The 26,271-nt window shown below is 69.2% G+C and carries 29 protein-coding genes; 8 read left to right on the top strand and 21 right to left on the bottom strand.

The annotated features are described in order from the left end of the window. Positions 1-19: 19 nt before the first annotated feature. Positions 20-490 carry a DUF2147 domain-containing protein gene (locus tag SL003B_RS13115; RefSeq protein WP_013653337.1) on the top strand — a complete coding sequence of 157 codons (471 nt, stop codon included), beginning with the start codon at positions 20-22 and terminating at the stop codon, positions 488-490. Between the two features lie 34 nt (positions 491-524). Here the strand turns inward: SL003B_RS13115 and SL003B_RS13120 are convergent, their stop codons facing one another. The 8 genes from SL003B_RS13120 to fliK form a co-directional block, all read right to left on the bottom strand. Next, positions 525-1,235: a glutathione S-transferase N-terminal domain-containing protein gene (locus SL003B_RS13120; RefSeq protein ID WP_013653338.1), complete on the bottom strand. Its 711-nt coding sequence runs from the start codon at positions 1,233-1,235 to the stop codon at positions 525-527. Between the two features lie 123 nt (positions 1,236-1,358). Next, positions 1,359-1,832 carry a GNAT family N-acetyltransferase gene (locus tag SL003B_RS13125; RefSeq protein WP_013653339.1) on the bottom strand — a complete coding sequence of 158 codons (474 nt, stop codon included), beginning with the start codon at positions 1,830-1,832 and terminating at the stop codon, positions 1,359-1,361. Positions 1,833-1,858: 26 nt separating this feature from the next. Next, positions 1,859-3,433, bottom strand: a complete 1,575-nt coding sequence (locus tag SL003B_RS13130; protein ID WP_013653340.1) for a glycosyltransferase family 39 protein — start codon at positions 3,431-3,433, stop codon at positions 1,859-1,861. Between the two features lie 502 nt (positions 3,434-3,935). Then, positions 3,936-4,625, bottom strand: coding sequence for a hypothetical protein (locus tag SL003B_RS13135; protein ID WP_148259305.1), 690 nt, complete (start codon positions 4,623-4,625; stop codon positions 3,936-3,938). Between the two features lie 78 nt (positions 4,626-4,703). Then, on the bottom strand, positions 4,704-5,012 hold the full coding sequence (locus tag SL003B_RS13140; protein ID WP_041375531.1) for a hypothetical protein: 309 nt from the start codon (positions 5,010-5,012) through the stop codon (positions 4,704-4,706). 76 nt (positions 5,013-5,088) lie between these two features. Then, complete coding sequence (gene gatB, locus SL003B_RS13145) at positions 5,089-6,570, bottom strand: Asp-tRNA(Asn)/Glu-tRNA(Gln) amidotransferase subunit GatB (protein WP_013653344.1); 1,482 nt, start codon at positions 6,568-6,570, stop codon at positions 5,089-5,091. A 141-nt stretch (positions 6,571-6,711) separates the two neighbouring features. Then, positions 6,712-7,029, bottom strand: coding sequence for an EscU/YscU/HrcU family type III secretion system export apparatus switch protein (locus SL003B_RS13150; RefSeq protein ID WP_013653345.1), 318 nt, complete (start codon positions 7,027-7,029; stop codon positions 6,712-6,714). After that, positions 7,026-8,297 (bottom strand): flagellar hook-length control protein FliK, encoded by a 1,272-nt coding sequence (gene fliK / locus SL003B_RS13155; RefSeq protein WP_013653346.1) that lies wholly within the window; start codon positions 8,295-8,297, stop codon positions 7,026-7,028. The genes SL003B_RS13150 and fliK overlap by 4 nt, the downstream gene beginning before the upstream one ends. Positions 8,298-8,485: 188 nt before the next feature. On the opposite strand from fliK, the gene SL003B_RS13160 reads away from it, so the two are divergent. Then, positions 8,486-8,740 (top strand): DUF6455 family protein, encoded by a 255-nt coding sequence (locus SL003B_RS13160; protein ID WP_013653347.1) that lies wholly within the window; start codon positions 8,486-8,488, stop codon positions 8,738-8,740. 1 nt (position 8,741) lies between these two features. On the opposite strand, the gene SL003B_RS13165 is transcribed toward SL003B_RS13160, so the two are convergent. Next, complete coding sequence (locus tag SL003B_RS13165) at positions 8,742-9,077, bottom strand: hypothetical protein (RefSeq protein ID WP_013653348.1); 336 nt, start codon at positions 9,075-9,077, stop codon at positions 8,742-8,744. 250 nt (positions 9,078-9,327) lie between these two features. Here SL003B_RS13165 and SL003B_RS13170 point away from each other — a divergent pair, with 250 nt between their 5' ends. Then, positions 9,328-9,582 carry a hypothetical protein gene (locus SL003B_RS13170; RefSeq protein WP_013653349.1) on the top strand — a complete coding sequence of 85 codons (255 nt, stop codon included), beginning with the start codon at positions 9,328-9,330 and terminating at the stop codon, positions 9,580-9,582. Positions 9,583-9,623: 41 nt separating this feature from the next. On the opposite strand, the gene mdoH is transcribed toward SL003B_RS13170, so the two are convergent. The 6 genes from mdoH to gatC all read right to left on the bottom strand — a co-directional run bounded on the left by mdoH (position 9,624) and on the right by gatC (position 16,534). Beyond that, on the bottom strand, positions 9,624-11,441 hold the full coding sequence (mdoH, locus tag SL003B_RS13175; RefSeq protein ID WP_013653350.1) for a glucans biosynthesis glucosyltransferase MdoH: 1,818 nt from the start codon (positions 11,439-11,441) through the stop codon (positions 9,624-9,626). Position 11,442: 1 nt separating this feature from the next. Next, a complete protein-coding gene (locus SL003B_RS13180; protein WP_041375533.1) occupies positions 11,443-11,769 on the bottom strand; it encodes a hypothetical protein in 327 nt (108 codons plus the stop codon). 32 nt (positions 11,770-11,801) lie between these two features. After that, the gene (locus SL003B_RS13185) at positions 11,802-13,376 is read right to left on the bottom strand and encodes an OpgD/OpgG family glucan biosynthesis protein (RefSeq protein WP_013653352.1); all 1,575 of its coding nucleotides are present in this window, start codon (positions 13,374-13,376) and stop codon (positions 11,802-11,804) included. A 247-nt stretch (positions 13,377-13,623) separates the two neighbouring features. Then, positions 13,624-14,724: an NAD(P)/FAD-dependent oxidoreductase gene (locus SL003B_RS13190; RefSeq protein WP_013653353.1), complete on the bottom strand. Its 1,101-nt coding sequence runs from the start codon at positions 14,722-14,724 to the stop codon at positions 13,624-13,626. A 25-nt stretch (positions 14,725-14,749) separates the two neighbouring features. Next, complete coding sequence (gene gatA, locus SL003B_RS13195; protein ID WP_013653354.1) at positions 14,750-16,225, bottom strand: Asp-tRNA(Asn)/Glu-tRNA(Gln) amidotransferase subunit GatA; 1,476 nt, start codon at positions 16,223-16,225, stop codon at positions 14,750-14,752. A gap of 21 nt (positions 16,226-16,246) precedes the next feature. Next, entirely contained in the window at positions 16,247-16,534 is a 288-nt protein-coding gene (gene gatC / locus SL003B_RS13200; RefSeq protein WP_013653355.1) for an Asp-tRNA(Asn)/Glu-tRNA(Gln) amidotransferase subunit GatC, read from the bottom strand. Between the two features lie 157 nt (positions 16,535-16,691). Here gatC and SL003B_RS23105 point away from each other — a divergent pair, with 157 nt between their 5' ends. Together SL003B_RS23105 and SL003B_RS13210 are read left to right on the top strand one after the other, a co-directional pair. Continuing rightward, positions 16,692-17,288, top strand: a complete 597-nt coding sequence (locus tag SL003B_RS23105; RefSeq protein ID WP_013653356.1) for a TetR/AcrR family transcriptional regulator — start codon at positions 16,692-16,694, stop codon at positions 17,286-17,288. A 140-nt stretch (positions 17,289-17,428) separates the two neighbouring features. Next, complete coding sequence (locus SL003B_RS13210) at positions 17,429-17,902, top strand: YHS domain-containing (seleno)protein (RefSeq protein ID WP_013653357.1); 474 nt, start codon at positions 17,429-17,431, stop codon at positions 17,900-17,902. A gap of 27 nt (positions 17,903-17,929) precedes the next feature. On the opposite strand, the gene SL003B_RS13215 is transcribed toward SL003B_RS13210, so the two are convergent. Further along, a complete protein-coding gene (locus SL003B_RS13215) occupies positions 17,930-18,715 on the bottom strand; it encodes a hypothetical protein (protein ID WP_013653358.1) in 786 nt (261 codons plus the stop codon). A 4-nt stretch (positions 18,716-18,719) separates the two neighbouring features. Beyond that, positions 18,720-21,206, bottom strand: a complete 2,487-nt coding sequence (locus SL003B_RS13220) for a Lon protease family protein (RefSeq protein WP_013653359.1) — start codon at positions 21,204-21,206, stop codon at positions 18,720-18,722. 185 nt (positions 21,207-21,391) lie between these two features. On the opposite strand from SL003B_RS13220, the gene SL003B_RS13225 reads away from it, so the two are divergent. Beyond that, the gene (locus SL003B_RS13225) at positions 21,392-22,204 is read left to right on the top strand and encodes a universal stress protein (protein ID WP_013653360.1); all 813 of its coding nucleotides are present in this window, start codon (positions 21,392-21,394) and stop codon (positions 22,202-22,204) included. A gap of 33 nt (positions 22,205-22,237) precedes the next feature. Here SL003B_RS13225 and SL003B_RS13230 read toward each other — a convergent pair whose 3' ends face one another. From SL003B_RS13230 to SL003B_RS13245, 4 genes are all read right to left on the bottom strand, one after another. After that, a complete protein-coding gene (locus SL003B_RS13230; protein ID WP_013653361.1) occupies positions 22,238-22,663 on the bottom strand; it encodes a L,D-transpeptidase in 426 nt (141 codons plus the stop codon). A 41-nt stretch (positions 22,664-22,704) separates the two neighbouring features. Then, positions 22,705-23,616, bottom strand: a complete 912-nt coding sequence (locus SL003B_RS13235; protein ID WP_013653362.1) for a helix-hairpin-helix domain-containing protein — start codon at positions 23,614-23,616, stop codon at positions 22,705-22,707. A gap of 34 nt (positions 23,617-23,650) precedes the next feature. Further along, on the bottom strand, positions 23,651-24,202 hold the full coding sequence (locus SL003B_RS13240; RefSeq protein WP_013653363.1) for an HPF/RaiA family ribosome-associated protein: 552 nt from the start codon (positions 24,200-24,202) through the stop codon (positions 23,651-23,653). Positions 24,203-24,328: 126 nt separating this feature from the next. Beyond that, positions 24,329-24,673 carry a c-type cytochrome gene (locus tag SL003B_RS13245; protein ID WP_013653364.1) on the bottom strand — a complete coding sequence of 115 codons (345 nt, stop codon included), beginning with the start codon at positions 24,671-24,673 and terminating at the stop codon, positions 24,329-24,331. Positions 24,674-24,816: 143 nt separating this feature from the next. On the opposite strand from SL003B_RS13245, the gene SL003B_RS13250 reads away from it, so the two are divergent. Together SL003B_RS13250 and SL003B_RS13255 are read left to right on the top strand one after the other, a co-directional pair. Continuing rightward, the gene (locus SL003B_RS13250; RefSeq protein ID WP_049792587.1) at positions 24,817-25,479 is read left to right on the top strand and encodes a dienelactone hydrolase family protein; all 663 of its coding nucleotides are present in this window, start codon (positions 24,817-24,819) and stop codon (positions 25,477-25,479) included. Continuing rightward, positions 25,476-26,150 (top strand): phosphoribosyltransferase, encoded by a 675-nt coding sequence (locus SL003B_RS13255; RefSeq protein ID WP_013653366.1) that lies wholly within the window; start codon positions 25,476-25,478, stop codon positions 26,148-26,150. The genes SL003B_RS13250 and SL003B_RS13255 overlap by 4 nt, the downstream gene beginning before the upstream one ends. Positions 26,151-26,271 lie beyond the last annotated feature (121 nt).

A 26,271-nucleotide genomic window follows, 5' to 3' on the forward strand; every position in this document is an offset into this window, starting at 1 on the left:
TCGCCCACCCGCGACGGGCATGTCGATGACGGCGGCGGGGATTTCGTCCGCCCTAGCGCTCGCGCTCGCCCTCGCCCTCGGCCTCGGCGTGCTGGTCGCGTCGGCGGCCACGCCCGCGCGCGCCGCGCCCGACATCGCCGGCGACTGGCTGACGCCGGAGGGCGCGGTGGTGCGCATCGAGGCCTGCGGCGGCGCGCCCTGCGGCCGGCTGGTGCGCTTCCGCCCGCCGCCGGGCCTGACCATGGAGACGACGCGCGACGCCAACAACCGCGACGCGTCGAAACGCGCGCGCAAGGTGCTCGGCCTGACCGTGCTGTGGCAGCTCGCCCCCGCCGGCGACATCTGGCGCGGGCGAACCTACGACCCGCGCCGCGGCTTTTCCGCCGTCGCAACGCTGACCGCCGCCGACCGCGGGCGGCTGACGGTCAGGGGCTGCGTGCGCGTGCTGGTCGAACTGTGCGAGAGCGAGACCTGGACGCGCCTGCGCTAGGGCAGGCGCCCCCCGGATCGTCCGGGCTGCGGGCTCAGCGGGCGCGCTGGCCGAACAGCACGCTCTGGGCGTCCTTGTTCTCCGCCAGCTGCAATTTCTCGCGCTCCGCGCGGCCGACGGCGAGGCCACGGACCACGGCGGGACGCTCCTCGACGCGCGCCTTCCAGGCCTTCACGTTGGCGAACTCGTCGAGGTCCATGCCCTGGTTCTGCCAGCCCTGCGCCCAGCCGATGATCGCCATGTCGGCGATGGAATAGGCGCCAGCGACGAAGTCGCGTCCCTCCAGGCGCCTGTTCAGCACGCCGTAGAGCCGGTGCGTCTCGTTCAGGTAGCGTTCCATGGCATAAGGGATCTTTTCCGGCGCGTAGAGGCGGAAGTGGTGATTCTGGCCGAGCATCGGGCCGAAGCCGCCCATCTGCCACATCAGCCATTCCTCGACCTGCACGCGGGTGCGCTCGTCGGTCGGGTAGAACCGGCCGAACTTGCGGCCGAGATACATCAGGATGGCGCCGGATTCGAACACCGAGATCGGCTTCCCGTCCGGTCCCTGCGGATCGACGATCGCCGGCATGCGGTTGTTGGGCGCTATCGCCAGGAACTCGGGCCTGAACTGGTCGCCCTTGCCGATGTTGACCAGCTTCAGGTCGTAGGGAACGCCGAGTTCCTCCAGCATGATCGATACCTTCCAGCCGTTCGGCGTCGGCCAGTAGTGCAGTTCGATCGGCTGGGTCTGGGTAACGGTCATGATGCCCTCCTGCGGTGCACGGCCCTGCTTGCGAAGGATCGCAAATTCATCGGCGAATACCGATGGATTTAGAGCCTCCGCCGCCGCGGGGCAAGCGTCCGGCGACAAAAAAGCCGCCGACGGTCACAGCATCAGCTTGAAACCGAGATGACTCTGGTCGAAGCCGAGACGCAGGTAGAAGCGGTGCGCGTCGGGGCGCAGCTTGTTCGAGGTCAGCTGCACCATGCAGCAGTCGCGCGCCCGGGCGAGGTCCACCGCATGGCGCATCATCTTCGCCCCGATGCCGCGCCCGCGCAGGTCCGCGCGCGTGTGCACGCTCTCCACCGTCGCCCGCGGCCGGCCCCGGAAGGCAAGGCCCTTGCAATAGGTGATCTGGTAGGTCGCCACCACCGTGCCGCCGGCGTCGAGCGCGACGTAGAGATCGGTCTCCGGCGCGGCCAGGATCTCCTCGAAGGCGCGGGCGTAGGGCGCCAGGTCCTCGCTCTCCGCCCCGGCGCGCGCGCCGACCGCGCTGGCGTTCATCAGGCCCACGATGGCGGGCAGATGCTCGCGCCGCGCGGGCACGATGGCAACGGTGTCGGCGGATGCGTCGGACATGATTCCTCCCCGAAAGACGGCGTCCTTCATTGGCACAGCGGATCGGCGGCGTCGAGCGGCTGCACGCCCCAATGGGTGACCCTGAACCCCTCCGGCTTCCAGGGATGCGACCAGGCTCCGGCGAGATAGCGCGCCTCGCCGGCACGCACCGGCAGCCGGCCACCGGAAAAAAGCGCCACGAAGGCGTCCGCGGCCGCCGCCGCGGGCGGCGCCTCGCCGGCGTCCCAGACATAGAGGCAGGCGGCGCGCGGCGGCAGCGGCGGCCGCCACGCGGGGATCGCGACGCGCGCGGTCGGAAACAGCACGCGCAGGTTCCCCGCGGTATAGGCGTCGTCGCCGACCAGCGTCGCCTGCCCGGCGCCGAGCGCGGCAAGGTCGTCGCGGATCTCCGCATAGGGCGTCAGCGGGCGGCATTTGCCGCCGCAGGCGAGCCGCTCCGGGATGACGAGCCCCGGCACGCGCGCCACCAGCGCCACGGCGGCGACGGCGGCGATCGTGAGGCCGAGCGCGCGCCAGCGCTTGGCGCCCGGCGCCGCCGCGATGCGCGCGAACAGCCAGATCGGCAGCAGCAGCAGCACGGCGTGCATGTGCCGCTCCTTGACGTAGGTCGCCCCGGTCGCGACGATCAGCAGCGCCGTGACGGCGACGGCGACGACCGTGGCGCGGCCGCACAGCCGGGCGACGTCGTTGGCCCGCGGCACGGCGCCTGTGCCGACCGCCCGCACCTGCGGCCAGAACAGCGCGACGACGATGGCCAGGAACGGCATGGAGAAGCCGGTGAGGCTCCAGGCCAGCAGGGCAAGGCCGGTGCCGGCGCGCTGCAGGTGCGGTGCCGGTGCCGCCGTGCCCATCACGCCGGCGCTTTCCGTGACGATGCCGTGGCCCTGGCCGAGCGTCCACGCCAGATAGGGCGCGTAGACGGCGGCCGCAACGGCAAGGGCGAGCGCGAGCCCGGCGACGCGCAGGCGCGGACGCCAGGCGCGGTCGCTGACGGCGGCGGCGAGCAGGGCGGACAGGAACAGCGGATAGGAATGCTTGGCGAGCAGCCCGGCCCCGACCGCCAGGCCGACCGGCACATAGGCGGCGAGCCGGCCGCTCTCCATCGCCCGCAGCAGCGCCCAGGCGCTCGCCGCGCAGGCCGCCGTCAGTACCAGCGTGTGGGTGACGCCCTCGTGCAGGTTCCAGCCGAACTGGTAGAGCAGCGAATAGGACAGCACGCACAGGCCGGCGACCCTCGGGTCGTCGATGGCCCGCCGGGCAACGAGGAACAGGAACAGCGCCGCCACCGTCAGCAGGGCGTACTTGAGCAGCAGGAAGCTCCAGATCGTCGGCCCGAGCGCCTGCTGCAGGGTCCACAGCAGCCATTCGTAGAGCGGCGGCTGGCGCAGCAGGTAGCCGGCCTCCAGCGACTGCACGAAGACGTTTTCGAGCATGTCGTCGGTGCCGAGCACCGGCGAGGCCAGCCCGCGCAGCAGCGTGTGCGCCAGGCCCCAGGCGGCGACGACTGCGACGACGCCGGCCGCGCCGGCATAGGGCGGAAGCCCGTCGGAACGGGCGCCGGAGGGGGTGTCGGCGCCAGTGTCGGGATGGGGCAAGGTCATGACGTCACGCGGCCCTGCGCTGCTGGAAACGGTTGGCTCTTCCTACAGGATTCCGCTCCCGCGTGGCACCGCCCTTTTTCGCCGTCCGCCGTTCACGACCCCGTTCACGTCCCAGCCTCGTGCCCAGCCTCGTTCCCAGCCTCGTGCCCAGCCTCGTTCCCAGCCTCGTCCCGATGCGGCGGCGGAGGAGCGCGGCGGTGGGGCGGCGACAGTGGTGTGGCCGGGCCGTGCCTCACCGCCTCCCCGTCACCCCGGACGCAGCGCAGCGGAGATCCGGGACCCACTCGCAGTGCCGCCTGCCGCAGCCTCGAAGAGGCGCGCCGGGGCGACCCGATTCCTGCATCCGCCGCTCTGCGACCGAGTGCCCCCGGGTCTCGCTCTGCTCGCCCTGGGTGACGACAGTGGTGTGGCGGGGCCGGTGCCCTGCCCTCGCCCCGCCTCACCCTTGTCTGGTCGCGCCGTGCGAACCGCGAAGACAGGAAACGGGACCGCGGTACCACGCTCAGACCGCCCGGCACCAGTAGGCCGGCACCCCGAAAAAATCCGCATGGGCAAAGAGATCGGCAGGAACCGGAATGAACTGATCCTTCACGAGTGGCATCTGCAGGCTGCGCACCAGAACCTTCTGGACGAAGGAAGAACAAATGACCTGGGTGTCGTCGGGCCGCTCGGCATAGATCGGCGAGCGACCGCCGAGACGGTTCAGCAACAGGTTGGCGGTGCTGATGTTGAAGATCCGGTACTGGTTGCCCGAAAAAAGCTCCAGCGACTCCTGCAGCGCGTCCGGATCGACCGCCTTGCCTTTGACCCTGCGGACGGACACGAGCTGTCGCCGCTCGCTCAGCGTCTCGGCGAGCGAACAGACGCAGACGTGCTTGCCCGGCATGGCATCCCAGACACGTAGCGTCGCATCGAGGACCGCCGCATGCGTCCAGATGGCCTGTTCGAACGCAAATCCGAGCGCGCGCTGCACCCAGAAAACTGCCTCGGTCTGAGGCGTGGACGGATTGGCAAACAGCAGGGCGTCGCCCGGCGACCAGTCGAAAACGTTAGGGATGCAGGCGCCAAAGGGCGTCGCAACGGCGCACGTCACCGTCGCGGGCGGGCGGGCGACTCGAAACTCCGACGGAGACAGGTGTTCAAGGGCATCATGCGGGAGAAGGAAGGGACCGTTCTCGGATGGCTCAGCCATTCGTGTCTCTGCAACGTCGGCTCGTTCTGTCTGACCGGCCCGAGGTTAAGCAACCCTTGGCTGCGCCCGCAACGAAAATCAGGCGTACATTGAAGCAGATATCGTTATGCCTGCCTCATGGTGCCCCGACTTGCCCGACGGTGCGCCGTCTTCAGCCACGCCGAGCGCCGGAACGACGCCGGCCGGCAATTGCCCGGCATCGATCTGGACCAGCATGGGTTGGTGCGGAGCCGCGTCCTGGTCGAACCGGAACAGCATTCCCGGCTCGAGATCGTCGCGCGCCTCGGCGAGTTCGATCGAAATCTGTTGCTGGTCCTGCAGATCCCACAAGGTCAGCCAGACCCGCAGCGGCATCGGCACGACATCCAGGAGTTGCACGTATCGCATGACATTCACCTTGCCGACAACATAGGCCCGGCATGGGCCGCGTTCAACAGGGTGCCGCGAAGATGTCGCGAAATCCCTACTCGATGCCGATCTTCGCCTTCAGCAGGTCGTTGACCGCCTGCGGGTTGGCCTTGCCCTGGGAGGCCTTCATGACCTGGCCGACGAACCAGCCGAGCAGCGTCGGCTTCTCCTTCGCCTGGGCGACCTTGTCCGGGTTGGCGGCGATGATCTCGTCGACCACCTTCTCGATCGCGCCGAGGTCGGTGACCTGCTTCATGCCGCGCGCCTCGACGATGGCCGCCGGGTCGCCGCCCTCGCTCCAGACGATCTCGAACAGATCCTTGGCGATCTTGCCGGAGATGGTGCCGGCCCGGATCAGGTCGATGATGGCGCCGAGCTGGGCCGCCGACACCGGGCTGGTCGACACGTCGAGGCCCTCCTTGTTCAGCCGGCCGAACAGCTCGTTGATCACCCAGTTGGCCGCCACCTTGGCGTCGCGGCCCTGTGCCACCTGCTCGAAGAAGTCGGCCGAGACCTTCTCGGCGACCAGCACGTCGGCATCATAGGCAGTCAGGCCGTAGTCGGCGACGAAGCGGCCCTTCTTGTCGTCGGGCAGTTCCGGCAGATGCGCGGCCAGATCGTCGACATAGGCTTGCGTGAATTCCAGCGGCAGCAGGTCGGGATCGGGGAAGTAACGGTAGTCGTGCGCCTCTTCCTTGGAGCGCATTGAGCGCGTCTCGCCCTTGACCGCGTCGAACAGGCGGGTCTCCTGGTCGATGGTGCCGCCGTCTTCCAGGATGCCGATCTGGCGCCGCGCCTCGTATTCGATCGCCTGGCCGACGAAGCGGATGGAGTTGACGTTCTTGATCTCGCAGCGGGTGCCGAAGGGCTCGCCCGGCCGGCGCACGGAGACGTTGACGTCGGCGCGCATGGAGCCCTGGTCCATGTTGCCGTCGCAGGTGCCGAGATAGCGCAGGATGGTGCGCAGCTTGGTCAGATAGGCCTTGGCCTCGTCGGACGAGCGCAGGTCCGGCTTGGAGACGATCTCCATCAACGCGACGCCCGAGCGGTTGAGGTCCACGAAGGACATGGTCGGGTGCTGGTCGTGCAGCGACTTGCCGGCGTCCTGTTCGAGGTGCAGGCGCTCGACGCCAATCTCGACCCGTTCGTCGGGCATGTCGAGCACGATCGTGCCCTCGCCGACGATCGGCTGCTTGAACTGGGAGATCTGGTAGCCCTGCGGCAGGTCCGGATAGAAGTAGTTCTTGCGGTCGAACACGGATTTCAGGTTGATCCGCGCCTTCAGGCCGAGGCCGGTGCGGATCGCCTGGCGCACGCATTCCTCGTTGATGACCGGCAGCATGCCCGGCATCGCCGCATCGACGAAGCTGACGTTGGCGTTGGGGTCCTTGCCGAATTCGGTCGACGCGCCGGAAAACAGCTTGGCCTCGGAGGTCACCTGGGCATGGACCTCCATGCCGATCACGACTTCCCAGTCGCCGGTGGCGCCCTTGATGAATTTCTTCGGATCGGGCTTGCGTGCCTCGACAATCGTCATCTGGTCTCGAATCCTGTTCATAGGCCGGCGCGCCCGGCCGAAAACGGCCCGTGGGGCTCGGGCGGCGCGCCTTGATCGCAGACCTGTTGCCTAGACGGGAATTGGCCGCCCCGCAAGAGGGCGCGCCGGCCTTTGGACAAATCAGCGCGGCGCGTGCGGTGCCGTGCCGGTGCGCAGGATGAAACCGATCAGCACCGCGACCGCCTGGTAGAGTTCGACGGGGATTTCCTGATCGATCTCGATCTGCGCCAGCGCCTCGGCAAGCAGCGGATCGGCCTCGATCGGAACGCCGTGGGCACGCGCCGTCTCCTCGATGCGCCGGGCGACGGCGCCGCGGCCCTTGGCGGTCACCGTCGGCGCGCCGGCCTTGTCGTAATGCAGCGCCACCGCCAGCCGCCGCCGGTCGTCGGCCGCCGGCTCCTCCTGTCCGGCGTCCGGCCGGTCCCCGTCGCCGCTCATGTCTCCCGGTCCACCGTCGCAGCCGCCCCGGACGACCAGCGCGCGGCGCGGCCCGCCGCCGTGCCCTGCACGATGCGCAGGTCCTCCAGGTCCAGCCCCGCGTCGCGGAAGCCGTCGACGATCTCCTGCCGGCGTGCCGAAAAATCGGCGACGGTCTCCGGCCACTCGGCGCGCAGGGTGACGAAGCCCGTCCCGCCGCGCAGGCCGATCGCCGCCTCGACCGGCCCGGTCGAAGTCAGGCTCAGCGCGAAGCGCAGCTGCCATCCGAGCGCCCCGGCATCGTCCCCGGCCCGGCCGCCGCCGTCGCGGGCGATGCGCATCTCGATCACCGCCGTCTCGGCGCCGAGCGCCAGCGGCAGGTCGAGGGCGATCTCCGACTGCCGACCGGCCGTCGTCCGGGAGGCTTCGCCAGTCGTCCCCTCCCCGCCGGTGGCGAGACGGTTGAGGGCCATGCGCGCCAGGGCGTCCTCCGCCTCGCCGGCCAGACGGGCGAGCAGCCCGGCAGTGACAGCGGCGGCCCCGCCACCGCCGCCACCCGGGGCTGGCGCCGGGCCGCGGCCAGGCTCCGGCGGAAGTCCGGCGGCAGGCCGGAGGGTTTCCGGTGCTTTTCCGGACAGAATCGGGACGGCACCGAGCCCGCGCAGAAGCCCGGTCAACGACAGCAGCAGCGTCTTGAGGTCGCCGGCCGCGGCAGCCCCCGGCGACGGCGGCGCTGTCCCCGTCGGAGCGCGGAAATTGCCTGCGTTTTCAACCGCCGCCCGCACCTTGTCCGCAGTAATCGGCGCGTCGGCGGCAAGCCGCAGGCCGAGGATCTGGCCGGCCAGCGCGCGCACCGGCGCCGGCACCGCCGGGTCGCCGGCGCGCACGATATCCGACAGGCTGGAGAACAGCGCCACGGCCGCCGCCGGGCTTTCGGCGCGTGCACCAAGGCCTTCGCGCGGCGCGGCCGCCGGGCCTGCGGCCGACTCGGGTCGAACCTGATAACCTGTTGATATCGCTGATGTATCTAGGACGGTGAGGAGCAGTTTCGGCGCCGTTCCGCCGGCCTCGACGCGCACCGTCACCGCCGTTCCGGGCACCAGCGATACCGGCGAGCGGACATCCAGCATCGTGCCGCCGAGGACGAGGCGCAGGCCGTTATCCCCCAGCACGGCACTCACGCGGCCGGTCAGCGTCGCGCCGGGAAGAAGCTCCGGCGGCGAGCCGACCGAAGCCTGACCCGACATCTGCCCTGCCGGCGACTGCAGGGTGACAAGATGAGCTTGCAACGGGCGGACCCTCCGGCGCGCAACGGGGACAACGGTGCGGCAGGATAGCACGAAAAGCCGCCGCCTCGCGCCGGCAAGGACCTGGGCAGGCAGCGATTTCGCGTCGCGCCGGCGCGGCTTGATCCCGGTCAAGGCGCGGCCCGGCACGTGGGATATGTTTACCGGCAAATGAACTCGGAGACCACGCCATGCGCTGGATAGACAGGCTCAACGAGCGCGCCGAACTGATGGGACGCATGATGGAAACCATCGGCGCCTTAAACGCCGCCCCGCACGGAATGCTGGCTGCCTCGGAATTGCGGCTGGCCGCCCACCGTTGCCTCAACTGCAGGCAGGCAGAGGAGTGCCTGTCCTGGCTCGACACTCACGCCGGCGGTGCGGACGCCGCGCCGGACCTGTGTCCGAACGCCGCCCTGTTCGCCGACTGGAAGACAAGGCTCTGATCTAAGGCTCTGATCTAGAGCCGTTTTTCTCTCCGCCGCGACGCAGGATGCGGTGCCGTAGGAGATAGAGCAGGCTTGCGCCGATCGCCCCGGCAAGGAGGCGGAACGGGAAGGCGGCCAGCGCCCCGACATCGTAGGGCGCCAGAGCCGTCATGCCCGACGAACGTACGGCCGCATCGAAGAACAGCGACAGTACTGCCGCGGCGAAGGCGGCGATGGCGATCTTCACCTTCTGATCGGCATACCAGCCGAGGCCGCAGCCGATCAGGAAGGCAACGGGATTGGCCAGCCCGGCAAGGCCGAACAGGCTGTCCCAAGTTTCAGACAATCCAGTCATGACGCCTGTCTATACCGGCTCCGGCGGTTTGGCGAGCCCGGATCGGGTTTCCAGGCGATGTCGTTCGCTTCGGGGGATCGCCCGTCGCCCGCATGAGGCGTGAATCCCGCGCCTTGCCGTCGGCCCGGATGGATGCAATGGTTGCAAAGTTTCGAATCTAGAACGATCTTGAACTGAGCATTCATTCTACAGCGCTGCAGGCGGGCCAATCGGTCGGCCGTGTGTCGGACAAGGGATTGAAAACAGACCCATGAGCCTGGATCGGGGCGGCATTGCCCCAGCCGAGACGATCGGCGACCTGAGACGGAATGGGCGCCGTCTCGGCCTGACCTGCACCGGTTGCAGCCGTTTTCGCTACATGAAGGACGCGCGGTTTCCCGACACCGTCACGGTAACCGCCATCGCGCTGGCGCTGCGCTGTGCCCGCTGCGGCTCGCCCGACGTGCTGACCGCCGCCGTGGCGCGGTGCTCGACGACCGGACACTGGCCGGCCGAGCGCAGCTGAGCGAAGCCGACCGCAGGCCGTTTCCCGGACGACCGTCCCCTTCAGACGGGCAGGATGCCGGCCGGAACCGTCGGCGCGGCCCCGGCCGGTTTGCCGGACCCGCCGCTTGCGCGCAGCGCCTCCCGCATATCGGCGATCACCTGTTCTTCGTGGATCTCGTAAGGCGTCAGAAACAGGTCGAACTTGCGGCATGCCGCGCCGATGGCTGTCGACGAGGTGAGATGGACCAGCACCGGCGCGAACACGAGCGGCACCGCGATCGGCGACAGCCACAAGAGCAGGTCCGGCGTGTAAAAATAGGCGAAAATCAGCGCCGCGAGCCCGCCCGCCGACATCCACCATGTCGCCTGCAGGCTGGAGGCGAAGGACAGCGAACCGTCCTCACGGTCCGCGGCCGGCCAGCCGGAATCGCCGCCGAACACCACCTGAGCGACCGACCGGCTCTGGAACATCATGTGAATCGGCGCCAGCAGCGAGGTCAGCACCAGTTCGAGCACGGCGCTCGCCGTGACCGTGGCGGCGCCGCCGAAATAGCGGCTGTCGCCGTGCAGCAGGGCGCGCACCAGCAGGATCGCCTTGGGCAGGATCAGCAGCGCCACGACACCGAACAGCAGGGCCAGCGCCGTCGTGGTCTCGGGATGGGGGAACACCGGAAACAGCGAGCGGCCGTCGAAATAGACCGGCGGCGGGGCGAACCGGGGCGCCGCCAGGCTGGCGATCAGGAACAGCAGCCAGATCGGCGACGACAGGTAGGCGAAGATCCCCTGCAGGATCGAGATCCGGCTCCACAGGCGGAAGCGCGGCGCGCCGATGATCCGGCTGTGCTGCAGGTTGCCCTGGCACCAGCGCCGGTCGCGCTTGGCATAGCCGATCACGTTCGCCGGCGCCTCCTCGAACGAGCCGCCGAGATCGGGGTCGAGACGCACCCGCCAGCCGTCGCGGGCGAGCATGGCCGCCTCGACGGTATCGTGGCTGAGCACGTGGCCGCCGAACGGCGGCTTGCCGCTGAGCGCCGCCATGCCGCAGGATTCGGCGAAGGCGCGAACACGGATCAGCGCGTTATGGCCCCAGAACGGCCCCTCGCCGCCTTGCAGGGCGGCGACGCCACGGGCGAAGACGGGCGCGTAGAAGGCGGCGGAGAACTGCAGCACGCGGCCGAACAGAGTGTTGAGGCCGATCACCTGCGGCAGGGTCTGCAACAGGCCCAAGCGCGGTTCGGCCTCCATCCGGCGGACCATCTCGACGATCGTCTCGCCCCGCATCAGACTGTCGGCGTCCAGCACCAGCATGTAGTCATAGGCGCCGCCCGAGGTGCGCACGAAATCGGCGATGTTGCCGGCCTTGCGGCCGATGTTCTCCGGCCGGTGCCGGTAGTACAGGCGTCCGCCGGCGCGCAGGCGAACCAGCAGCCGCCGGTAGGCCGCCGTCTCGTCGGCGACGGACTGCGACTTGGTCGAATCCGACAGGACATGGAAGTCGAACAGGTCGGCCATGCCGGTGCGCTCGACCGAGCGGTACATTGCCTCGATGCGGGCGAACACCGGTCCGGTCGATTCGTTGTAGACCGGCACCAGGATCGCGGTGCGCCCGGTCGGCCGGCCCGGGACGGCGCCGACCGGAGCAGGGACAAACAGCACCCCGAGCACCGCCGTACAAGCGCCCCAGGCGAGCCAGAAGGCCGCCAGCACGATCAGCGCGATGCGCAGCACGTCGACCCAGTCGAAGCCGTCGGCCTGCACGACCGTGCCGAACATCGATGCCGCGGCGACCGTCAGCGTCACGGCGAGCACGAGCGCCCCGACACGGCGCAGCGCAACCGCCAGCCGGCCCTCGCCGAGACCCGCCACGATCGGATTCATGTCACGATTCCCCCAGCGTCGAGCGGGCGCCGAGCAGCGAACGCCAGGCGCTGCGCAGGCGATCGCCGAGATGCAGCGGCCCCACCGCCAGATGGTGCTCGGGCATCGCCAGTTCCCGGCGCGGCTGCGGCAACGCCAGACAGGATACGACAAGGCGCCTGCCCTGGTCGTCCCAGGGTCGCGCCGCGAGGTCCTCCGCAGACACGTCCAGTCCGAGCGCGGCGATCGCCTCGGCCATGCAGGTCAGCAGGGTTGCGTCGTCGAGATCGGGACGGCCGAGCCGCTCCCTGATCGCATCCATCGTCATCGTACCGGCTCCGTCGATCATTCCGCCCTTCTGGGCCTCGGAGGAAAGGTCTCTCAAACCATTTGGTTCCATTGGTACATCCAGGTTTCCGTGATCGTCCTGCCGTTCAGGGTCAGGGCGAGGGTCATTTCGACCGGCTTGGCGTCGTCCTCGCGCTGGAGATCGAAGATGAAACGCCAGACACCGGTGTCCAGCCATTGCAGTTGCTGGGTGAGAAGGTGCGCGTTCTGGCACCAGAACTTCGGCTCGACAGGCGCGTCGCCACCGGCCCTGGCCAGTTGCTCGCCCTGGAACTCGACCACGAACTTGCGCTGAGACGGATCGATGTTCGACGCCGCCGTGCCTGCATGCCCGGTGCGCGTCCGCAGCACGCTCGCCAGGTCGAAGCCGGGTTCCGGCTCGCTGCCCCAGACCATGCGGTAGCGGAACCGCAGATCCGAGCCGGCCTCCGGCTGCGTTGCAGGAATCCAGAAGGCCGCGATGTTGTCGTGGATCTCGCGGTCCGAGGGGATCTCCGCCAGCATGACGTGGCCCGCCCCCCAATCGTCGAGCGGCTCTATCCAGAGCGAGGGCCGGCGCTCGTAGTGGGCTTCCGTATCCTGATAACTGTCGAAGTCGCGGTCCCGTTGCATCAGGCCGAAGCCGAGCAGGCTTTCCTCGTAGAAGAAGGACAGGCCAAGCGCCCTCGGGTTGAGCAGCGGTCGCCACAGCCGCTCGCCGGACCTGCGCAGCATCATCAGGCCGTCGCTGTCGTGGACCTCCGGACGATAGTCGTCGAAACCGGTGCGGTCGTTCTCGCCGAACAGGTACATGGAGGTCAGCGGCGCGATGCCGAGCCGTTCGACCCGGTCGCGAAAGAAGATGCGGGCGTCGACCTCGATCTCCGTGTTGACGCCCGGCATGACCGTGAACGCATAGGCTCCAGCCACCCGCTCGCTGTCCAGTTCCGCCCACAGGCGGATGTGTTTCTGCCCCGGCTCCGGCCGTTCCAGATAGAAGCGCGAGAAGCGCGGGAATTCCTCCGGACGCCCCGCGGCTGTGTCGATGGCGAGGCCGCGCGCCGACAGGCCGTAGATGTTGCCCCTGCCCAGCGCCCGGAAGTAGCTGGCGCCGAGAAAGGCCAGCAGTTCGTCGAAGTAGTCGGGCCGGTTGATCGGGTAGTGCAGGCGGAAGCCCGCCACGCCCGGCAGGTCGATGGTCTGCATCGCCGCCGCGTCGAGCGGCGCCCGGTACTCGAAATCGGCGCCGGTGAAATGCAGGGGACGCGCCGCTCCCCCGGACACCTCGACGATCTCGACGGGCGTGTCGAACAGCCAGCCCGGATGGAACGCCTGCATCTCGTATTCGAGCCCGGCACCACGCCAGAGTGCGCGTTCGGGCACGTAGCGGATCGCCCGGTGCTCGTCGTAGCTGAGGTCGGACAGTTGATCAGGCAGCACCTTCGGCGGCGCCTCGTAGGGCTGGCCCGCCCGCGCCTTCATGCGAGCTACGAGGTCGTCGAAACTGAACGCGGCCGCGTCGGGCCCGTCGGACGCCCAGGCGGCCGGGACCGGGGCGGTCGCATCGCTCAAGACGACGCCGCCCAGACACAGGGCACTGCTTACAAGGAACTTGCGTCGGTCGATCACGTCTGCTGCCCGATGGAAAGTCGCTAGCGATGTAGGGGGGCCTTGCCGGTCGCACATAAAGCAAGGCTATGTGGCAATAATATGAGTAACTTAGGGCTCTCGTCCATAGAAATGCTGCATTGCGGCACCTCCTCGTGAAAGATTCTTCGCGACATGCTGAACACAAACGCCCAAAGCGCCGGCTGGTTGCCTCAGCACCCGGAAAAAAGCGGATCTTGATCGAATGGCGTCGTCGCGGGCGCGCCCTTCACGCCCCTGCGAGCACCGTCGCGACATGTGCCCCGAGCGCCAGCGAGGAGGTCAGTCCGGGGGATTCGATGCCATAGAGCACGACCAGTCCCGGCCGGCCGTGCACCGCTGGACCGTCGATCCGGAAATCCGCCGCCGTCTTGCCGGAATTCTCCAGCTTCGGTCGGATGCCGCAATAGTCGGCGGCAAGGCTCGCGTCGGCGAGGTCGGGCCAATAGCGGCGGATCGAAGCGTAGAACCGTTCCGACCGTCGGGCATCGACGGAATAGTCGATGGCCTCGACCCATTCGACGTCCGGGCCGAAGCGCGCCTGGCCGCCCAGATCGAGCGTCAGATGCACGCCGAGGCCGCCCGGCTCGGGCACCGGATAGATCAGCCGCGAGAACGGTGCGCAGCCGGCCAGGCGGAAATAGTTGCCCTTGGCGAAATAGGTCGGCGGTGGCTCGTAGCCCTCAAGCGTCCCCATCAGCGTCGAGGCATGCAGACCGGCGGAGACGACGAGGTTGCGACAGGACACGGTGTAGCCGCCGTCCGCCGCGACGGTGACGGCGTAGCCGCCCTCCGGATGAGCCGCGATGCGCGTCACCTGCGTTTCGAGCACCACCTGGCCGCCATGGGCTTCCAGGTCCCCCTGCAGGGCGAGCATGTAACCGTGGCTGTCGAGAATGCCGGTCGAGGGCGACAGCAGCGCCGCATGGCAGGCCAGCGCCGGTTCGAGCGCGCGCGCCTCGTCGCGCGACAGCAGGCGGAGGTCGACGACGCCGTTGGCCGCGGCTTTATTCCGGATCTCGTCCAGCGTCGCCACCTGTCCAGGATCCGTGGCGACGATCAGCTTGCCGATGCGGTTATGGGCGACGCCGCGCGTTGCGCAGAAAGCATAGAGCATTTCGCGTCCGGCGACGCAGAAGCGTGCCTTGAGGCTGTCCTTCGGATAGTAGATGCCCGCGTGGATGACCTCGCTGTTGCGCGCGCTGGTCTCCGAGCCGATCAGGTCGTGACGCTCCAGCACCATGACCTCCTGCCCGACCAGCGCCAGCGCCCGGGCGCAGGCCAGCCCGACGGCGCCGGCGCCGATGACGATGGTTTCGACGTCGCTCATGGCCGCGGCCCGGCCTCCTCGCCCGCTACGCCCACCAGGTCTCCGCCTGGAACCGTCCGGCCGCCTGCTCGATCGCCGAGCCGACCTGGAACAGGGTCTCCTCGTCGAACGGTCTGCCGATCAGCTGCAGGCCGAGCGGGAGGCCGGAGGCGGAAAGTCCGGCCGGCACGGAGATACCCGGCAGGCCGGCCATGTTCACCGTCACCGTGAAGATGTCGTTGAGATACATGGTCACAGGATCGGTGATCTCGCCCGGCGCGAAGGCCGCATCGGGCGTGGTCGGGGTCAGGATGGCGTCGACGCCGGCCGCCCAGGCGAGGTCGAAGTCGCGCTTGATCAGCGTGCGCACCTTCTGCGCCTTGAGGTAGTAGGCATCGTAGTAGCCGGCCGACAGCACGTAGGTGCCGATCAGGATGCGCCGCTGCACCTCGGCGCCGAACCCTGCGGCGCGGGTCTTCTCGTACATGTCGATGATGTCGTCGCCGGGCACGCGCAGGCCGTAGCGCACGCCGTCGTAGCGGGCGAGGTTCGACGAGGCCTCCGCCGGCGCGACGATGTAGTAGGCCGGCAGGGCGTATCTGGTGTGCGGCAGGGAGATGTCGACGATCTCGGCGCCGGCATCCTTCAGCCAGGCGATGCCCTGCTGCCACAGCGCCTCGATCTCGGCCGGCATGCCGTCGACCCGGTATTCCTTCGGGATGCCGATCTTCAGCCCCGTCACCGAGCGGCCGACCGAGGCCTCGTAGTCGGGCACCGGCCGATCGACCGAGGTGGTGTCCTTGGCGTCGACCGAGGCCATCGACTTCAGCAGGATGGCGCAGTCGCGCACGGTCTTGGCGATCGGCCCGGCCTGGTCGAGCGAGGAGGCGAAGGCGACCACGCCCCAGCGCGAACAGCGCCCGTAGGTCGGCTTGATGCCGACCGTGCCGGTAAAGGCCGCCGGCTGGCGGATCGAGCCGCCGGTATCGGTCGCGGTGGCGCCGAGGCACAGGCTGGCCGCAACCGCGGCGGCCGAGCCGCCGGAGGAGCCGCCGGGCACCAGGGCGGCGTTGGAGCCGCGCTTGCGCCAGGGATTGACCACGGTGCCGTAGTAGGACGTCTCGTTGGACGAGCCCATGGCGAACTCGTCCATGTTCAGCTTGCCCAGCATGACGGCACCATCGGCCCACAGGTTGGCGGTGACGGTCGATTCGTACTCCGGCTTGAAGCCGTCGAGGATGTGGCTGCAGGCCTGCGTGTGCACGCCCTTGGTGGCGAACAGATCCTTGATGCCGAGCGGAATGCCCTCCAGGGCGCCGGCCTCGCCCCGGGCGAGGCGCGCATCGGATACCCGGGCCATCTCCCGCGCCGTGTCGCCGGTCACCGCGACATAGGCGTTGAGCGCCGGGTTGGCGGTCTCGATGGCCGACAGGAACGCTTCGGTCAGTTCCAGTGCGGTGAAGTCCTTGCGGCGCAGCCCGTCGCGGGCCTCGGCCAGGGTCTGTCTGGTCAGATCGGTCATGATGTATCCCTCGGCTCCGGCTTACTCGACGACTTTCGGCACGACGAAGAAATCGTCCTCGCTCGCCGGCGCGTTGGCGACGACCTTCTCCGGATAACCGCCATCGGTGACGCCGTCGGCGCGCTTCTTCATGGTCTGCTCGACCACCGAGGTCAGCGGTTCGACGCCGGCGATGTCGACCTCGTCGAGTTGCTCGACGAAGCCGAGGATGGCGTTCAGTTCGCCGGTCATGCGCTCGGCATCGCCCTCGCTGACCTTGATGCGCGCGAGCCGCGCGACGCGCTTGACCGTGTCGATGTCGACGGACATGGCTGTTCCTCAGTCTATCTGGTTGCGGACGGCGCGGGCGGCGCCGATTGCGCCCTGTATTGCCCACCAACGCCGCGACCGCAAGCACCCGTCGTGCGTTGCGCGAACGGATTCGCACCGTTACGGTTCGCATCAGTACCGTAACGGCGAACCCGTCATGTCCGTCTCCCCGTCTTTCCGTCCCGCCGCCCCCGCAGCCGGGCGCCCCCGCCAGCGCCGCGTCACCGACGCGCTGCTTTCGGCCGCCCTGGCGGAATTTGCCCGGCACGGCCTCGATGGTGCCCGCATCGAGACGATCGCCCGCACCGCGCGCACCAGCAAGCAGGCGATCTATCGTCGTTGGCCGGACAAGACGACGCTGTTTTCCGCCGCACTCGACCACGCCTTTGCCGGTAGCCGGCCGGACCCGGCGCAACGCCTGTCCGCCGCCGCCGACCTCGACCGCTTCGTGCGCGGCCGGATCGAGGTGCTGACGGCCACCTCGCTCGGGCCGGCATTCGTCCAGGCCCTCGCCTCCCGGCCGCAGGTAAAGGCCGTTCTCGACGGCGTGGAGGAGGACTGGCGGCTGACCCTGCGCCAGATGCTGGTCGGCACCGCTTTCGAGGCGGGCATGGAGACCCGCATCGACCTCGTCCTCGGCTATGTCCACCGGTGCCTCGTCGCGGAGCGCAGACCGTCCGACGTGGAGATCGAGACGGCGGTGCACCTGGTGCTCGGCCTGATGCCGCCGCGCCGACCGCCCGGCTGTAGGTGATCCGTACCGATCACGGCGGCTCGCCGAAGCGTGGCGCGGGCGTGAACAGGCTTGATTGGCGCATCCGCCGCGCCGGGTGCAAGTCTCGCTTACCGGTCGCGGCAGTCCCGCCCCGCCCGCATCCGCGAAGGAAATCATCTATGAGCACCCTGGTTCGCCGCATCCTGCCTGGCAGCGTCGCCCTCGCCCTGACTCTCGCCGGCCTGCCCGCGCTCGCCGACGACATCACGACCTACGTCAAGGACGGCGCCGCCCTCGGCGGCACCGATCCGGTCGCCTATTTCACGCAAGGCAAGCCGGTCCAGGGGTCGGAGGCCCACACCTTCACCTATGACGATGTGACCTGGACGTTCGCCACAGCCGAAAACCGCGACGCCTTCGCCGCCGACCCGCAGAAATACGCGCCCCAGTACGGCGGCTGGTGCGCGACCGGCGCCAGCTTCGGAGTCAAGATCCCGATCGATCCGGCCAAATGGCAGATCGTCGACGGCAAGCTCTACCTCAACGCCCACGACGGCGCGCAGCAACGCTTCAAGAGCGACACCGCCAACGTCATCAGAAGCGCCGACGAGAACTGGCCCAAGATCCGCGAGACGCCCGCCGACAAGTTGTGACGGTGCAGAGCCTTCCTTCGCGCACGGTCAAGATGCCTCGCCCGGCCCGGGGACCAGCAGCACCGGAACCCGACGGGCCAGGGCGAGGCGGGTCAGCTCGCCCTCGCCGCTCTCGCCCAATGCCTCGCCCAACGCCTCGACAGGTCGGCTGATCACGAGCATCCGTTCGCGGTGCGACGGCAGGACGGCAAGGGCCGAGACCGGATCGGAGACCGCCAGCGACTCTGCCTGGAACTCCTCGCCGACCGCCGCGGCGATGGCACGCGCCACCGCCAGGCTCGGGTCGTCCGGCGAGGCGGCCAGCGCCAGGACCGGGCCGCGGCTGCGCACCGGGCGCTGCGGCAGATAGAGCACCGTCGAGGCGGAGCGCGAGGCAGCCGCGAACCAGGACCGAAACGCCTCCCCGGCCCGGTCGGCCGGCGTTTTCGGCTCGGCGACCAGCACGATGTCGGTGCGGCCGAAGCGCAGCCGCACCGCCTCCTCGATCCGCTCGCGCGCGATCTCGAAGCGGCAGGCCACGCGCATCGCCTGGGCCGTCTCGGAAAACAGCTTCTCGGCCAGTTGCGCCTCCCGCTGCATCGACCGTCGGACCGCATCTGCCTCCATCGGCTGCCATGTGCGACCGGCCATGCGGAACTCGCGCAGGCCCGGCAGCAGCGCCGCGGCCATCAGCCCCTCGTCCTCGAGAAACAGTCCGTGCAGGTCGAGTTTCATCAGGCCGGCCAGTTCCGCCGCCTGTCGGATCGTCTGCGTTCGAAAGGCCGTTCGGTGGCAGCCGACGAAAATCCGGGTGAAGCCGACGGACACGGTCATGGCATCAGCTCTCCCCATTCTTGTCGTTCGGGCTGCTCAGGCTGTCCTGGCGTGCGAGGCTGCGCCTGATCTCGGCGAAGGCCCGCAGACGGTCCTCCACCAGCCGGTAGACGGAGCCTTCCGGATAGGCGCCGTCGGCGCCGCGCCCGCCCGCCGGCAGGCCCGTCAGCAGGGCGAGACCCTGGTCGATGCTGGCGACCGGATAGACGGCGAACCCCCCCGCCGCGCAGGCCTCGACGACGTCCTGGCGCAGCATCAGGTGCTGGACGTTGGACTTCGGAATCAGCACGCCCTGACGGCCGGTCAGGCCGCGCGCGGCGCAGACGTCGAAGAAGCCCTCGATCTTGTCGTTGACGCCGCCGATCGCCTGCACCTCGCCGTGCTGGTTGACCGATCCGGTCACCGCCAGGTCCTGGCGCAGCGGCACCCCGGCGATGGCCGACAGCAGCGCGTAGAGTTCCGCCGACGAGGCGCTGTCGCCCTCCACACCCGCATAGGACTGCTCAAAAACCAGGCTCGCCTGCAGCGACATCGGCGCATCGAGGGCAAAGCGACCGGCGAGGAAGCCGGACAGGATCATCACGCCCTTTGAATGCAGCGGCCCGCCCAGTTCGACCTCGCGCTCGATGTCGACGACCTTGCCGGCGCCGGGACGCACGCTGCAGGTGATGCGCGACGGACGGCCGAAGGACTGGCCGGCCAGCTGCAGCACGCTGAGGCCGTTGATCTGGCCGACGCAGGCGCCGTCCGTGTCGATCAGAGCCACTTCGCGCAGGATTTGCTCCTGCAGCCGCTCGCGGATGCGCGAGGCACGGTCGATGCGCTGGTCGAGCGCCTTCTGCAGGTCCGCGCGCGTGATCGCTGTCCGCCCGCCCAGGCCGGCATAGTGATCCGCCTCGGCCAGGATGTCGCGCAGCTGGTCGGCAGACAGGGACAGCTTGCGGGCGTTCTCGGCCATGCGGGCGGCCTGCTCGATCAGCAGCGCAGCCGCATCGCGCTCCATCGTCCGCAACTTCTCGCGCCTGAGGATGGTGGCGAACAGGCGGACGAGCAGCGCCTCGCTGTCGGCGCTGCGCTCCATGTCGTCCTCGAAGTCGGCAACGATCTTGAAATGCTCCTCCAGTTCGGGATCGAGCATGGCGAGCAGGAAGTGGATCAGCCTATCGCCAAACAGGATCACCTTCAGGTCGAGCGGGATCGGCGCCGGCTCGAGCGAGATCGTGCTGGTCAGACCGATCAGGCGGTTGATGTCCTCTATGACGATGGTGCCGCGCCGCAGGGCCCGCTTCAGGGCCGTCCAGCTGAAGGCTTCGCTCAGCAGCGCGCGGGCGTCCAGAACGAGGAAACCGCCGTTGGCGCGGTGCAGTGCGCCGGCCTTGATCAGGCCGAAATTGGTCACTAGCACGCCTTGGCTGGCGATGTGCTCGACGCGGCCGGTCAGGTTGCTCAGCGTCGGATGCAGTTCCTCGATCACCGGCGCGGCGCCGTCGTGTTCGGCCTGGGACACGAACAGGTTGACCCGGTAGCGATCGTAGGCGCTGCCCGGCATCATCGGCTCGCTCTCGCTCGACGCCTCCTCGTCCTTGAGGATGAAGATGGCGACGTTGTCGACCAGATCGGCGCGCACCGCTTCCATGTAGTCGACGATCTGCGGCAGGTCGGAATAGTCGGCCAGCACCTCGTTGATCTGCGGATCGACCGTCGCCTGCGTCGTGTCGCCGTTGAGGCGCTTGATCTCGTCGCGCCTGTCCTTTTCCCAGCGCGGGATTTGGCGCACGATTCGCTCCAGTTCCTCCTCCAGCTGCTTGACGACCTTCTGGATCGCCTCGCGCTCCTCCTGCGGCAGTGCGTTGAATTCGTCCGGCGGCACGACCTTGCCCTCGCGCGCCGGCACCAGGGCGAAGCCCATCGGCGTACGCAGCAGGGCGATGTTCTGGGCCGTCGCCTTCTTCTGCAGGTTGGAGAACAGCTCGGCCTGCTTCTGCTGGTAGGCCTCGTCGATGGCCGCGCGCTGCGCCTGGTATTCCTCGCTCTGGAACACGGCCGGCAGCGCCGCCTTGAGATCCTCGACCAGCGTGCGCATCGCGCCCTGGAAGGCCGGCGCCCGGCCGGCCGGCAGCGCGATGGCGATCGGCTTGTGCGGCTCCTTGAAATTGTTGACGTAGATCCAGTCGACCGGCTTGGCGCGTTCGCGGGCGGCGCTCTTCAGCGTCGAGATCACCGCCTCGCGGGCGATCCGCTCGTTCGAGCCGACGACGAACAGGTTGAAGCCGGTCCGCTCCAGCCGCGTGGCGACCTCGAGCGCGTCGAGCGCCCGGCGCTGGCCGACAAGGCCCTCCAGCGGCTCCAGATCGTCCGTGGTGTCGAACGCCAGGCCCGACAGGTCCGCCGGCCGGCGCAGCTCTGCGGCGGCGACCGGAGCAGGCAGTGCCGGCTGCTCGGGATGACCGGCGGACGGCAGGCCGGCGAGCGGCAGGTCGGTCTCGGGCAAGGGTCCCATCCTTTCGGTTCGACAGCAGGTCGGGCAGCGCCTACGGTAGCAACTGCGCCGGGACGCGTCATACGAAGTTTTGCATAGCCGCGCCAAGGCCCTGCGGGCTCCGGATTGATCGGCGTCAATGAAACGGTGCGCCCCGCGGCCGATGGTTGCACCGACACACCGGAGGGGTCCATTCCATGTCGATTACCACCATCCTCGTCCATGTCGAGACGGACGCGAACGCCCGCTCGCGCCTCGAGTTCGCCGCCGCCATGGCCAGGGACCACGATGCCAGCCTCATCGGCTTTGCCGGCGCCGGGGTCCAGCCCGTGATCACCGGCGACGGCATGTATCCGATCGACGGCGTCTACTGGCAGCAGATGCGCGAGGAGGTCGAGGCCGCGCTGCACCAGGCCCGGGAGCTGTTCCTGTCGGTAGCCAGCGGCGGCTTCGAGGCTTCCTGGCGCCAGGACCTCGCAGGTCCCGGCGTCGGCCTCGCCCGTGCCGCGGCGGCGGCCGACCTGGTCGTGTCGGGCACACCGCAAGGCGCCTCGGTTTCCGACGTCTTCCGCCGTGCCGATCCCGGCAGCCTTGTCCTCGGCACGGGCCGGCCAGTACTGTTCGCCGCCGAGGGCGCCGTCTACCGGCGGCCGAAGACCGCCGTGGTCGCGTGGAAGGACACGATCGAGGCCCGCCGAGCCGTCTCGGCCGCCCTGCCCTGCCTGCGGCCGGCCGAACGAGTACTCGTCGCCGCCGTCGGCACCGGCGACCCTGACAGCCTCTCCGACGTCGTCCGCCTGCTGATGCGGCACGGCGTCAGGGCCGAGGCGAAGGCCGTCGGCGAGGCGGACGCGCCGGAGGAGGAACTGGTCGAACTCGCCCTGCGCGAAGGCGCCGACCTGATAGTCAGCGGCGCCTACGGCCATAGCCGCCTGCGCGAATGGGCCTTCGGCGGCTTTACCCGCACGCTGCTCGACGACGACCGTCTCAACCGGCTGATGATGGGCTGAACGAAGCGCGGCGGGCCAGCGAGCAGCCGGCGGCTAAGGGACGATGACGATCTCGGTCGAGGCCTTGCCGTTGGCCTCGATCAGTTCGAACAGGGCGCGCGCATTGTCCGGATGCAGCCGTACGCAGCCGTGCGAGGCCGGCCGGCCGAGGTTGCGGATTTCCGTCGTGCCGTGGATCGCGTAGCCGCCCTTGAAGAAAATCGAATAGGGCATCGGCGCGTAGTCGTAGATGGTCGAGTACCAGACCCGCGCCAGGCGCGTCGGCCGGTAGCGACCGGTCGGCGTGCGGTAGCCGCGGCGCGCCGTCGACACCGGCCAGGTGTGAACCAGGCGACCGCCGACGCTGACCTGCATTTCCTGGTCGGACAGGTCGATGTGCACCAGCACCGAGGCCGCCAGCGCCCGCATCGGCGCGACGGTAGCCATCAGCATGACGGCAGCGATGAGCCAGACCGCCATGGCGACCCGCCGGCGAAGGCCCCGCGCGGGGCCGACAGCCTTCAGGCAAGGCCCGCCGCTTCCTGGCAGTCCCGTTCGCGGCCGCGCACCACCCGCCTGCCCTTCATCGGTCCGTGCGATTCCGTTACCACCGTGCATCTGCCTTCCCCATGCCCTTCCTGCTGAAAATAGATCACCACCCAATCGTGGGTCCTGTCGAGTTGATGGGCAAGCTTGGTGTTGGAATACAGCGCGGTGAAGTGCCAGTCGTCGTGGCGCGCGTGCAGCACCGGCAGCCAGGCCTCGCCGGTCGGGTTGAACCGCTTCGGGGCGATCTTGCGCAGCGTCCCGGCCGCCGCGCGCGTGCGGTACATGTCGTCCACCTGCAGCAGGAGTCCGACGTTCGGCTGCGGCACATCGCCCCCCTGGCTGCGTAGCGCCGGCCGGCCCAGCCGTTCGGCGAGGATGGCGGTGATCGCCTCGCGCCGCCGCGGCCCGAGCCCCTTCAGCGGCGCAGCTTCAAGGTGCAGCGCCGCCTCCAGGTCCTCCAGCGTCTCCAGGTGCAACTCGCCGGCCAGACGTTCGGCCAGCTTCGGACCGATGCCCGGGATGGTCTGGAACAACTTTTCGGGCGACAGCTCGCCCGACAGCCGCTCCAACTGCGCCCAGCGCCCGCTCGCGACCATCTCGGCGATGGCACCGGCGATACCCTTGCCGACGCCCGGCAGGGCGATCAGGCCGGCGCGGCCTTCCTCGTCGAGGATCTCCCCGACCGGACGGTCGAGGGCTGCGACCGTGTCGGCCGCGCGCCGGTAGGCCTTCTCGCGAAAGCCGTCGGCACCCTGCTGTTCGAGCAGGTCGGCATAGGCACGCAGCTTCGCCGCGACCGCCAGGTTGCCCGCGACTACCTCACGCCCCCGGCCGTCTGGCCGCTCGGCACCGTCGTCCCGGCCCTGTGTGCCCGCCCGAGGCATCGCGTCGCCCTCGCCTTCCCTCCTGTGCGGCGCCTCAGCCGACGACCGCAACGCTCGCCGCGTAGGGGCCCTTGTCGCCGCTCTCCTCGCGGAAGCGCACCTTCGTGTCGACCTTGAGCGCGGTCCAGTCTCCTGCGGTCATCGAATCGCGGCCGAAATAGACTTCGCGGCCGTCGTCGGCACGGATGAAGCCGTAGCCCTCGCCCTCGAACAGGCGGTCGATGGTGCCGTGCAGGACCGGCGCATGGTGCTTGACCTCGACCGCACCCATCTTGCGCTCCTGCTCCTTCAGCTCGCGCCGGGCGGCGTCGAAGACCTTGTGGATCGCCAGATTGAGGTCTTCAGCCGCTTCGCTGCGGCCGAGGCTGCGCGACACGTGGATGTCCGGCCCGGGCACATGCACCGTCAGGTGGACCTTGAACTCGCGCCCGGTGACATGCGTCTTCTGCGGCGCGTCGATGACCACGTCGCAGCTGACGATGCGCGGATGGTACTTCTGCAGTTCCTCGATCCGGCGATGGATGTGTTCCTCCACTTCCGGCGTGCGCTCCAGATGGCGAAAGGTGATGTTCGGCGGCGACTGCATGTGTGTCCTCCCTGCGGTTGGCCCATGTCGCGGGGCAGCATCCCGCGATGCGTGGCGCCCCTTTGTGGACAAATGTGCCCCCATGCGGCCAGGACCACATTGACCGGTATCAAGCCCCGAAATCGATCAGCGCGCCGACTGCCGCCTCCTCTCCCGTTCCTGCAGCGCCAGCAGATAGGCGACCACGTCGGCCTTCTCGTGATCGAACAGGCGGAAGGTCGTCATCGGGAAGTGGTCTTCCTCCAGGAAACGCTCGAAATAGGCGCGGTCGCGGCCGGGGATCATGACGATGTCCTCGTAGGGCGGCGCCAAGTCCGGATCCGGCTCCTGATCCGCGCGCAGATGGCACATCCGGCACCATTGCTCGACGACCGCCTCGCCACGCCGGGCCGCCTCGTCGGCGCCGGCCGGCGCTGCGACGACCAGCAAGGCGAGCGAACCCGCCACGAGCGCTGCGATCCCTCCGGCCATGCCACTCTCCCCTGCGTCGCCGGCCGCCGCCCGGGCCGACCCGTGTCGGCCAACAAATGCCGTCAGCCTTGAGCCGCGTCAATGATCGTGCCGTCGGGACCGCTATCTTGGTGCGACCGTCTCGGCAACATGGGGGGGTCGGCATGTCGTTTCGATCATCGGTCAGGTCAACGGCGCAGGAGGTGACAATCGGCGGCAAGCGGCTGGCCGGCCGGCTCGTCGTCCCGGACGGCGCCCGGGGCCTTGTCCTGTTCGCCCACGGCAGCGGTTCCAGTCGGCTCAGCCCGCGCAACGCCCACGTCGCCGAAGCCCTCAACGACCGCGGCCTCGCCACGCTGCTGTTCGACCTCCTGACCGAGGCGGAGGCGCGCGATCGCGCCAACGTGTTCGACATCCCCCTGCTCGGCGAACGGGTGATGGAAACGGTGTTCTGGACCCAGGACGAGCCGGCGACGCGCGATCTCCCCCTCGGCCTGTTCGGCGCCAGCACGGGTGCCGCGGCAGCCCTCGTCGCCGCCGCGGCCGTGCCCGAGACGGTCGCCGCTGTGGTCTCGCGCGGCGGCCGGCCGGACCTCGCCGCCTCGTACCTCGCACGGGTGCGCGCCCCAACGCTACTCATCGTCGGCGGCGACGACGACATGGTGATCGGCCTCAACGAGCAGGCCTATGCGCGCCTGACCTGCGAAAAGGCGCTGGTCGTCGTTCCCGGCGCCTCGCATCTGTTCGAGGAACCCGGCACGCTGGACGAGGTCATCCGCCAGGCCGGCGACTGGTTCGCCCGCCATCTGCTCGGAGAAGGATCATGAGCCATATCTTCGCCAACCGGCATGAGGCGGGCAAGGCGCTGGCCGACCGGCTCGTGCGCCGCGGCTACGTCGATCCGGTCGTGCTCGCCCTGCCGCGCGGCGGCGTGCCCGTCGCCGCGGTGATCGCCGATGCCCTCAACGCGCCTCTCGACCTCGTTCTGGTGCGCAAGATCGGCACGCCCGGCCAGCCGGAACTGGCGCTCGCCGCAGTGGTCGACGGCGACGAGCCGCAGTTGGTCGTCAACGAGGACGTGCGCCGCTACACCGGCGTCTCGGATGCAGAACTGGAGGCGATGAAGGCGCGGCAGCTTGCCGAGATCGAGCGCCGGCGCACGCTCTACCTCGCGGGCCGCGCCAAGGTGCCGGTCGAGGGCAGGACGGTGATCGTGGTCGACGACGGCATCGCGACCGGCGCGACCGTGCGCGCCGCGCTCAAGGGCCTGCGCCGGCAGAAGCCCGCGCGTCTCATCCTCGCCGTTCCGGTCGCGCCCGCCGACACGCTCGCCCGCCTGCGGCCCGAAGTCGACGAGACGGTCTGCCTGGAAACCCCCGCACCGTTCTATGCGATCGGCTTCTACTATCTGGATTTCACCCAGGTCGATGACGATGAGGTCATCGACCTGCTGGCCCGCCATGGCAGGCCGCCCGCAGCCCGTCAACAGGCGGACTGACGTCCCCGGCACTGCGGCGCGCGGCCGGGCATGAGCCAGGCCATGAACTCTGTCATGGTCATGGTTATGGTTATGGTTATGGGCATGGGCATGGGCGCGCGGCATGCTACAAGGCGTCGCT

It is taken from the genome of Polymorphum gilvum SL003B-26A1 (assembly GCF_000192745.1).
In the GTDB taxonomy this organism is placed as follows: Bacteria; Pseudomonadota; Alphaproteobacteria; order Rhizobiales; family Stappiaceae; genus Polymorphum; species Polymorphum gilvum.

Coding starts and splice junctions, on each gene's coding strand:
- gatA (WP_013653354.1), bottom strand. CDS start 16,225: ATGACCGATCTGACCAGACAGACCCTGGCCGAGGCCCGCGACGGGCTG.
- SL003B_RS13255 (WP_013653366.1), top strand. CDS start 25,476: ATGAGCCATATCTTCGCCAACCGGCATGAGGCGGGCAAGGCGCTGGCC.
- SL003B_RS13240 (WP_013653363.1), bottom strand. CDS start 24,202: ATGCAGTCGCCGCCGAACATCACCTTTCGCCATCTGGAGCGCACGCCG.
- SL003B_RS13215 (WP_013653358.1), bottom strand. CDS start 18,715: ATGACCGTGTCCGTCGGCTTCACCCGGATTTTCGTCGGCTGCCACCGA.
- SL003B_RS13180 (WP_041375533.1), bottom strand. CDS start 11,769: ATGATCGACGGAGCCGGTACGATGACGATGGATGCGATCAGGGAGCGG.
- SL003B_RS13160 (WP_013653347.1), top strand. CDS start 8,486: ATGCGCTGGATAGACAGGCTCAACGAGCGCGCCGAACTGATGGGACGC.
- SL003B_RS13250 (WP_049792587.1), top strand. CDS start 24,817: ATGTCGTTTCGATCATCGGTCAGGTCAACGGCGCAGGAGGTGACAATC.
- SL003B_RS23105 (WP_013653356.1), top strand. CDS start 16,692: ATGTCCGTCTCCCCGTCTTTCCGTCCCGCCGCCCCCGCAGCCGGGCGC.
- gatC (WP_013653355.1), bottom strand. CDS start 16,534: ATGTCCGTCGACATCGACACGGTCAAGCGCGTCGCGCGGCTCGCGCGC.
- SL003B_RS13165 (WP_013653348.1), bottom strand. CDS start 9,077: ATGACTGGATTGTCTGAAACTTGGGACAGCCTGTTCGGCCTTGCCGGG.
- SL003B_RS13190 (WP_013653353.1), bottom strand. CDS start 14,724: ATGAGCGACGTCGAAACCATCGTCATCGGCGCCGGCGCCGTCGGGCTG.
- SL003B_RS13130 (WP_013653340.1), bottom strand. CDS start 3,433: ATGACCTTGCCCCATCCCGACACTGGCGCCGACACCCCCTCCGGCGCC.
- SL003B_RS13115 (WP_013653337.1), top strand. CDS start 20: ATGTCGATGACGGCGGCGGGGATTTCGTCCGCCCTAGCGCTCGCGCTC.
- SL003B_RS13170 (WP_013653349.1), top strand. CDS start 9,328: ATGAGCCTGGATCGGGGCGGCATTGCCCCAGCCGAGACGATCGGCGAC.
- SL003B_RS13235 (WP_013653362.1), bottom strand. CDS start 23,616: ATGCCTCGGGCGGGCACACAGGGCCGGGACGACGGTGCCGAGCGGCCA.
- SL003B_RS13210 (WP_013653357.1), top strand. CDS start 17,429: ATGAGCACCCTGGTTCGCCGCATCCTGCCTGGCAGCGTCGCCCTCGCC.
- SL003B_RS13150 (WP_013653345.1), bottom strand. CDS start 7,029: ATGAGCGGCGACGGGGACCGGCCGGACGCCGGACAGGAGGAGCCGGCG.
- SL003B_RS13135 (WP_148259305.1), bottom strand. CDS start 4,625: ATGGCTGAGCCATCCGAGAACGGTCCCTTCCTTCTCCCGCATGATGCC.
- gatB (WP_013653344.1), bottom strand. CDS start 6,570: ATGACGATTGTCGAGGCACGCAAGCCCGATCCGAAGAAATTCATCAAG.
- SL003B_RS13125 (WP_013653339.1), bottom strand. CDS start 1,832: ATGTCCGACGCATCCGCCGACACCGTTGCCATCGTGCCCGCGCGGCGC.
- SL003B_RS13140 (WP_041375531.1), bottom strand. CDS start 5,012: ATGCGATACGTGCAACTCCTGGATGTCGTGCCGATGCCGCTGCGGGTC.
- SL003B_RS13245 (WP_013653364.1), bottom strand. CDS start 24,673: ATGGCCGGAGGGATCGCAGCGCTCGTGGCGGGTTCGCTCGCCTTGCTG.
- SL003B_RS13225 (WP_013653360.1), top strand. CDS start 21,392: ATGTCGATTACCACCATCCTCGTCCATGTCGAGACGGACGCGAACGCC.
- mdoH (WP_013653350.1), bottom strand. CDS start 11,441: ATGAATCCGATCGTGGCGGGTCTCGGCGAGGGCCGGCTGGCGGTTGCG.
- SL003B_RS13230 (WP_013653361.1), bottom strand. CDS start 22,663: ATGGCGGTCTGGCTCATCGCTGCCGTCATGCTGATGGCTACCGTCGCG.
- SL003B_RS13120 (WP_013653338.1), bottom strand. CDS start 1,235: ATGACCGTTACCCAGACCCAGCCGATCGAACTGCACTACTGGCCGACG.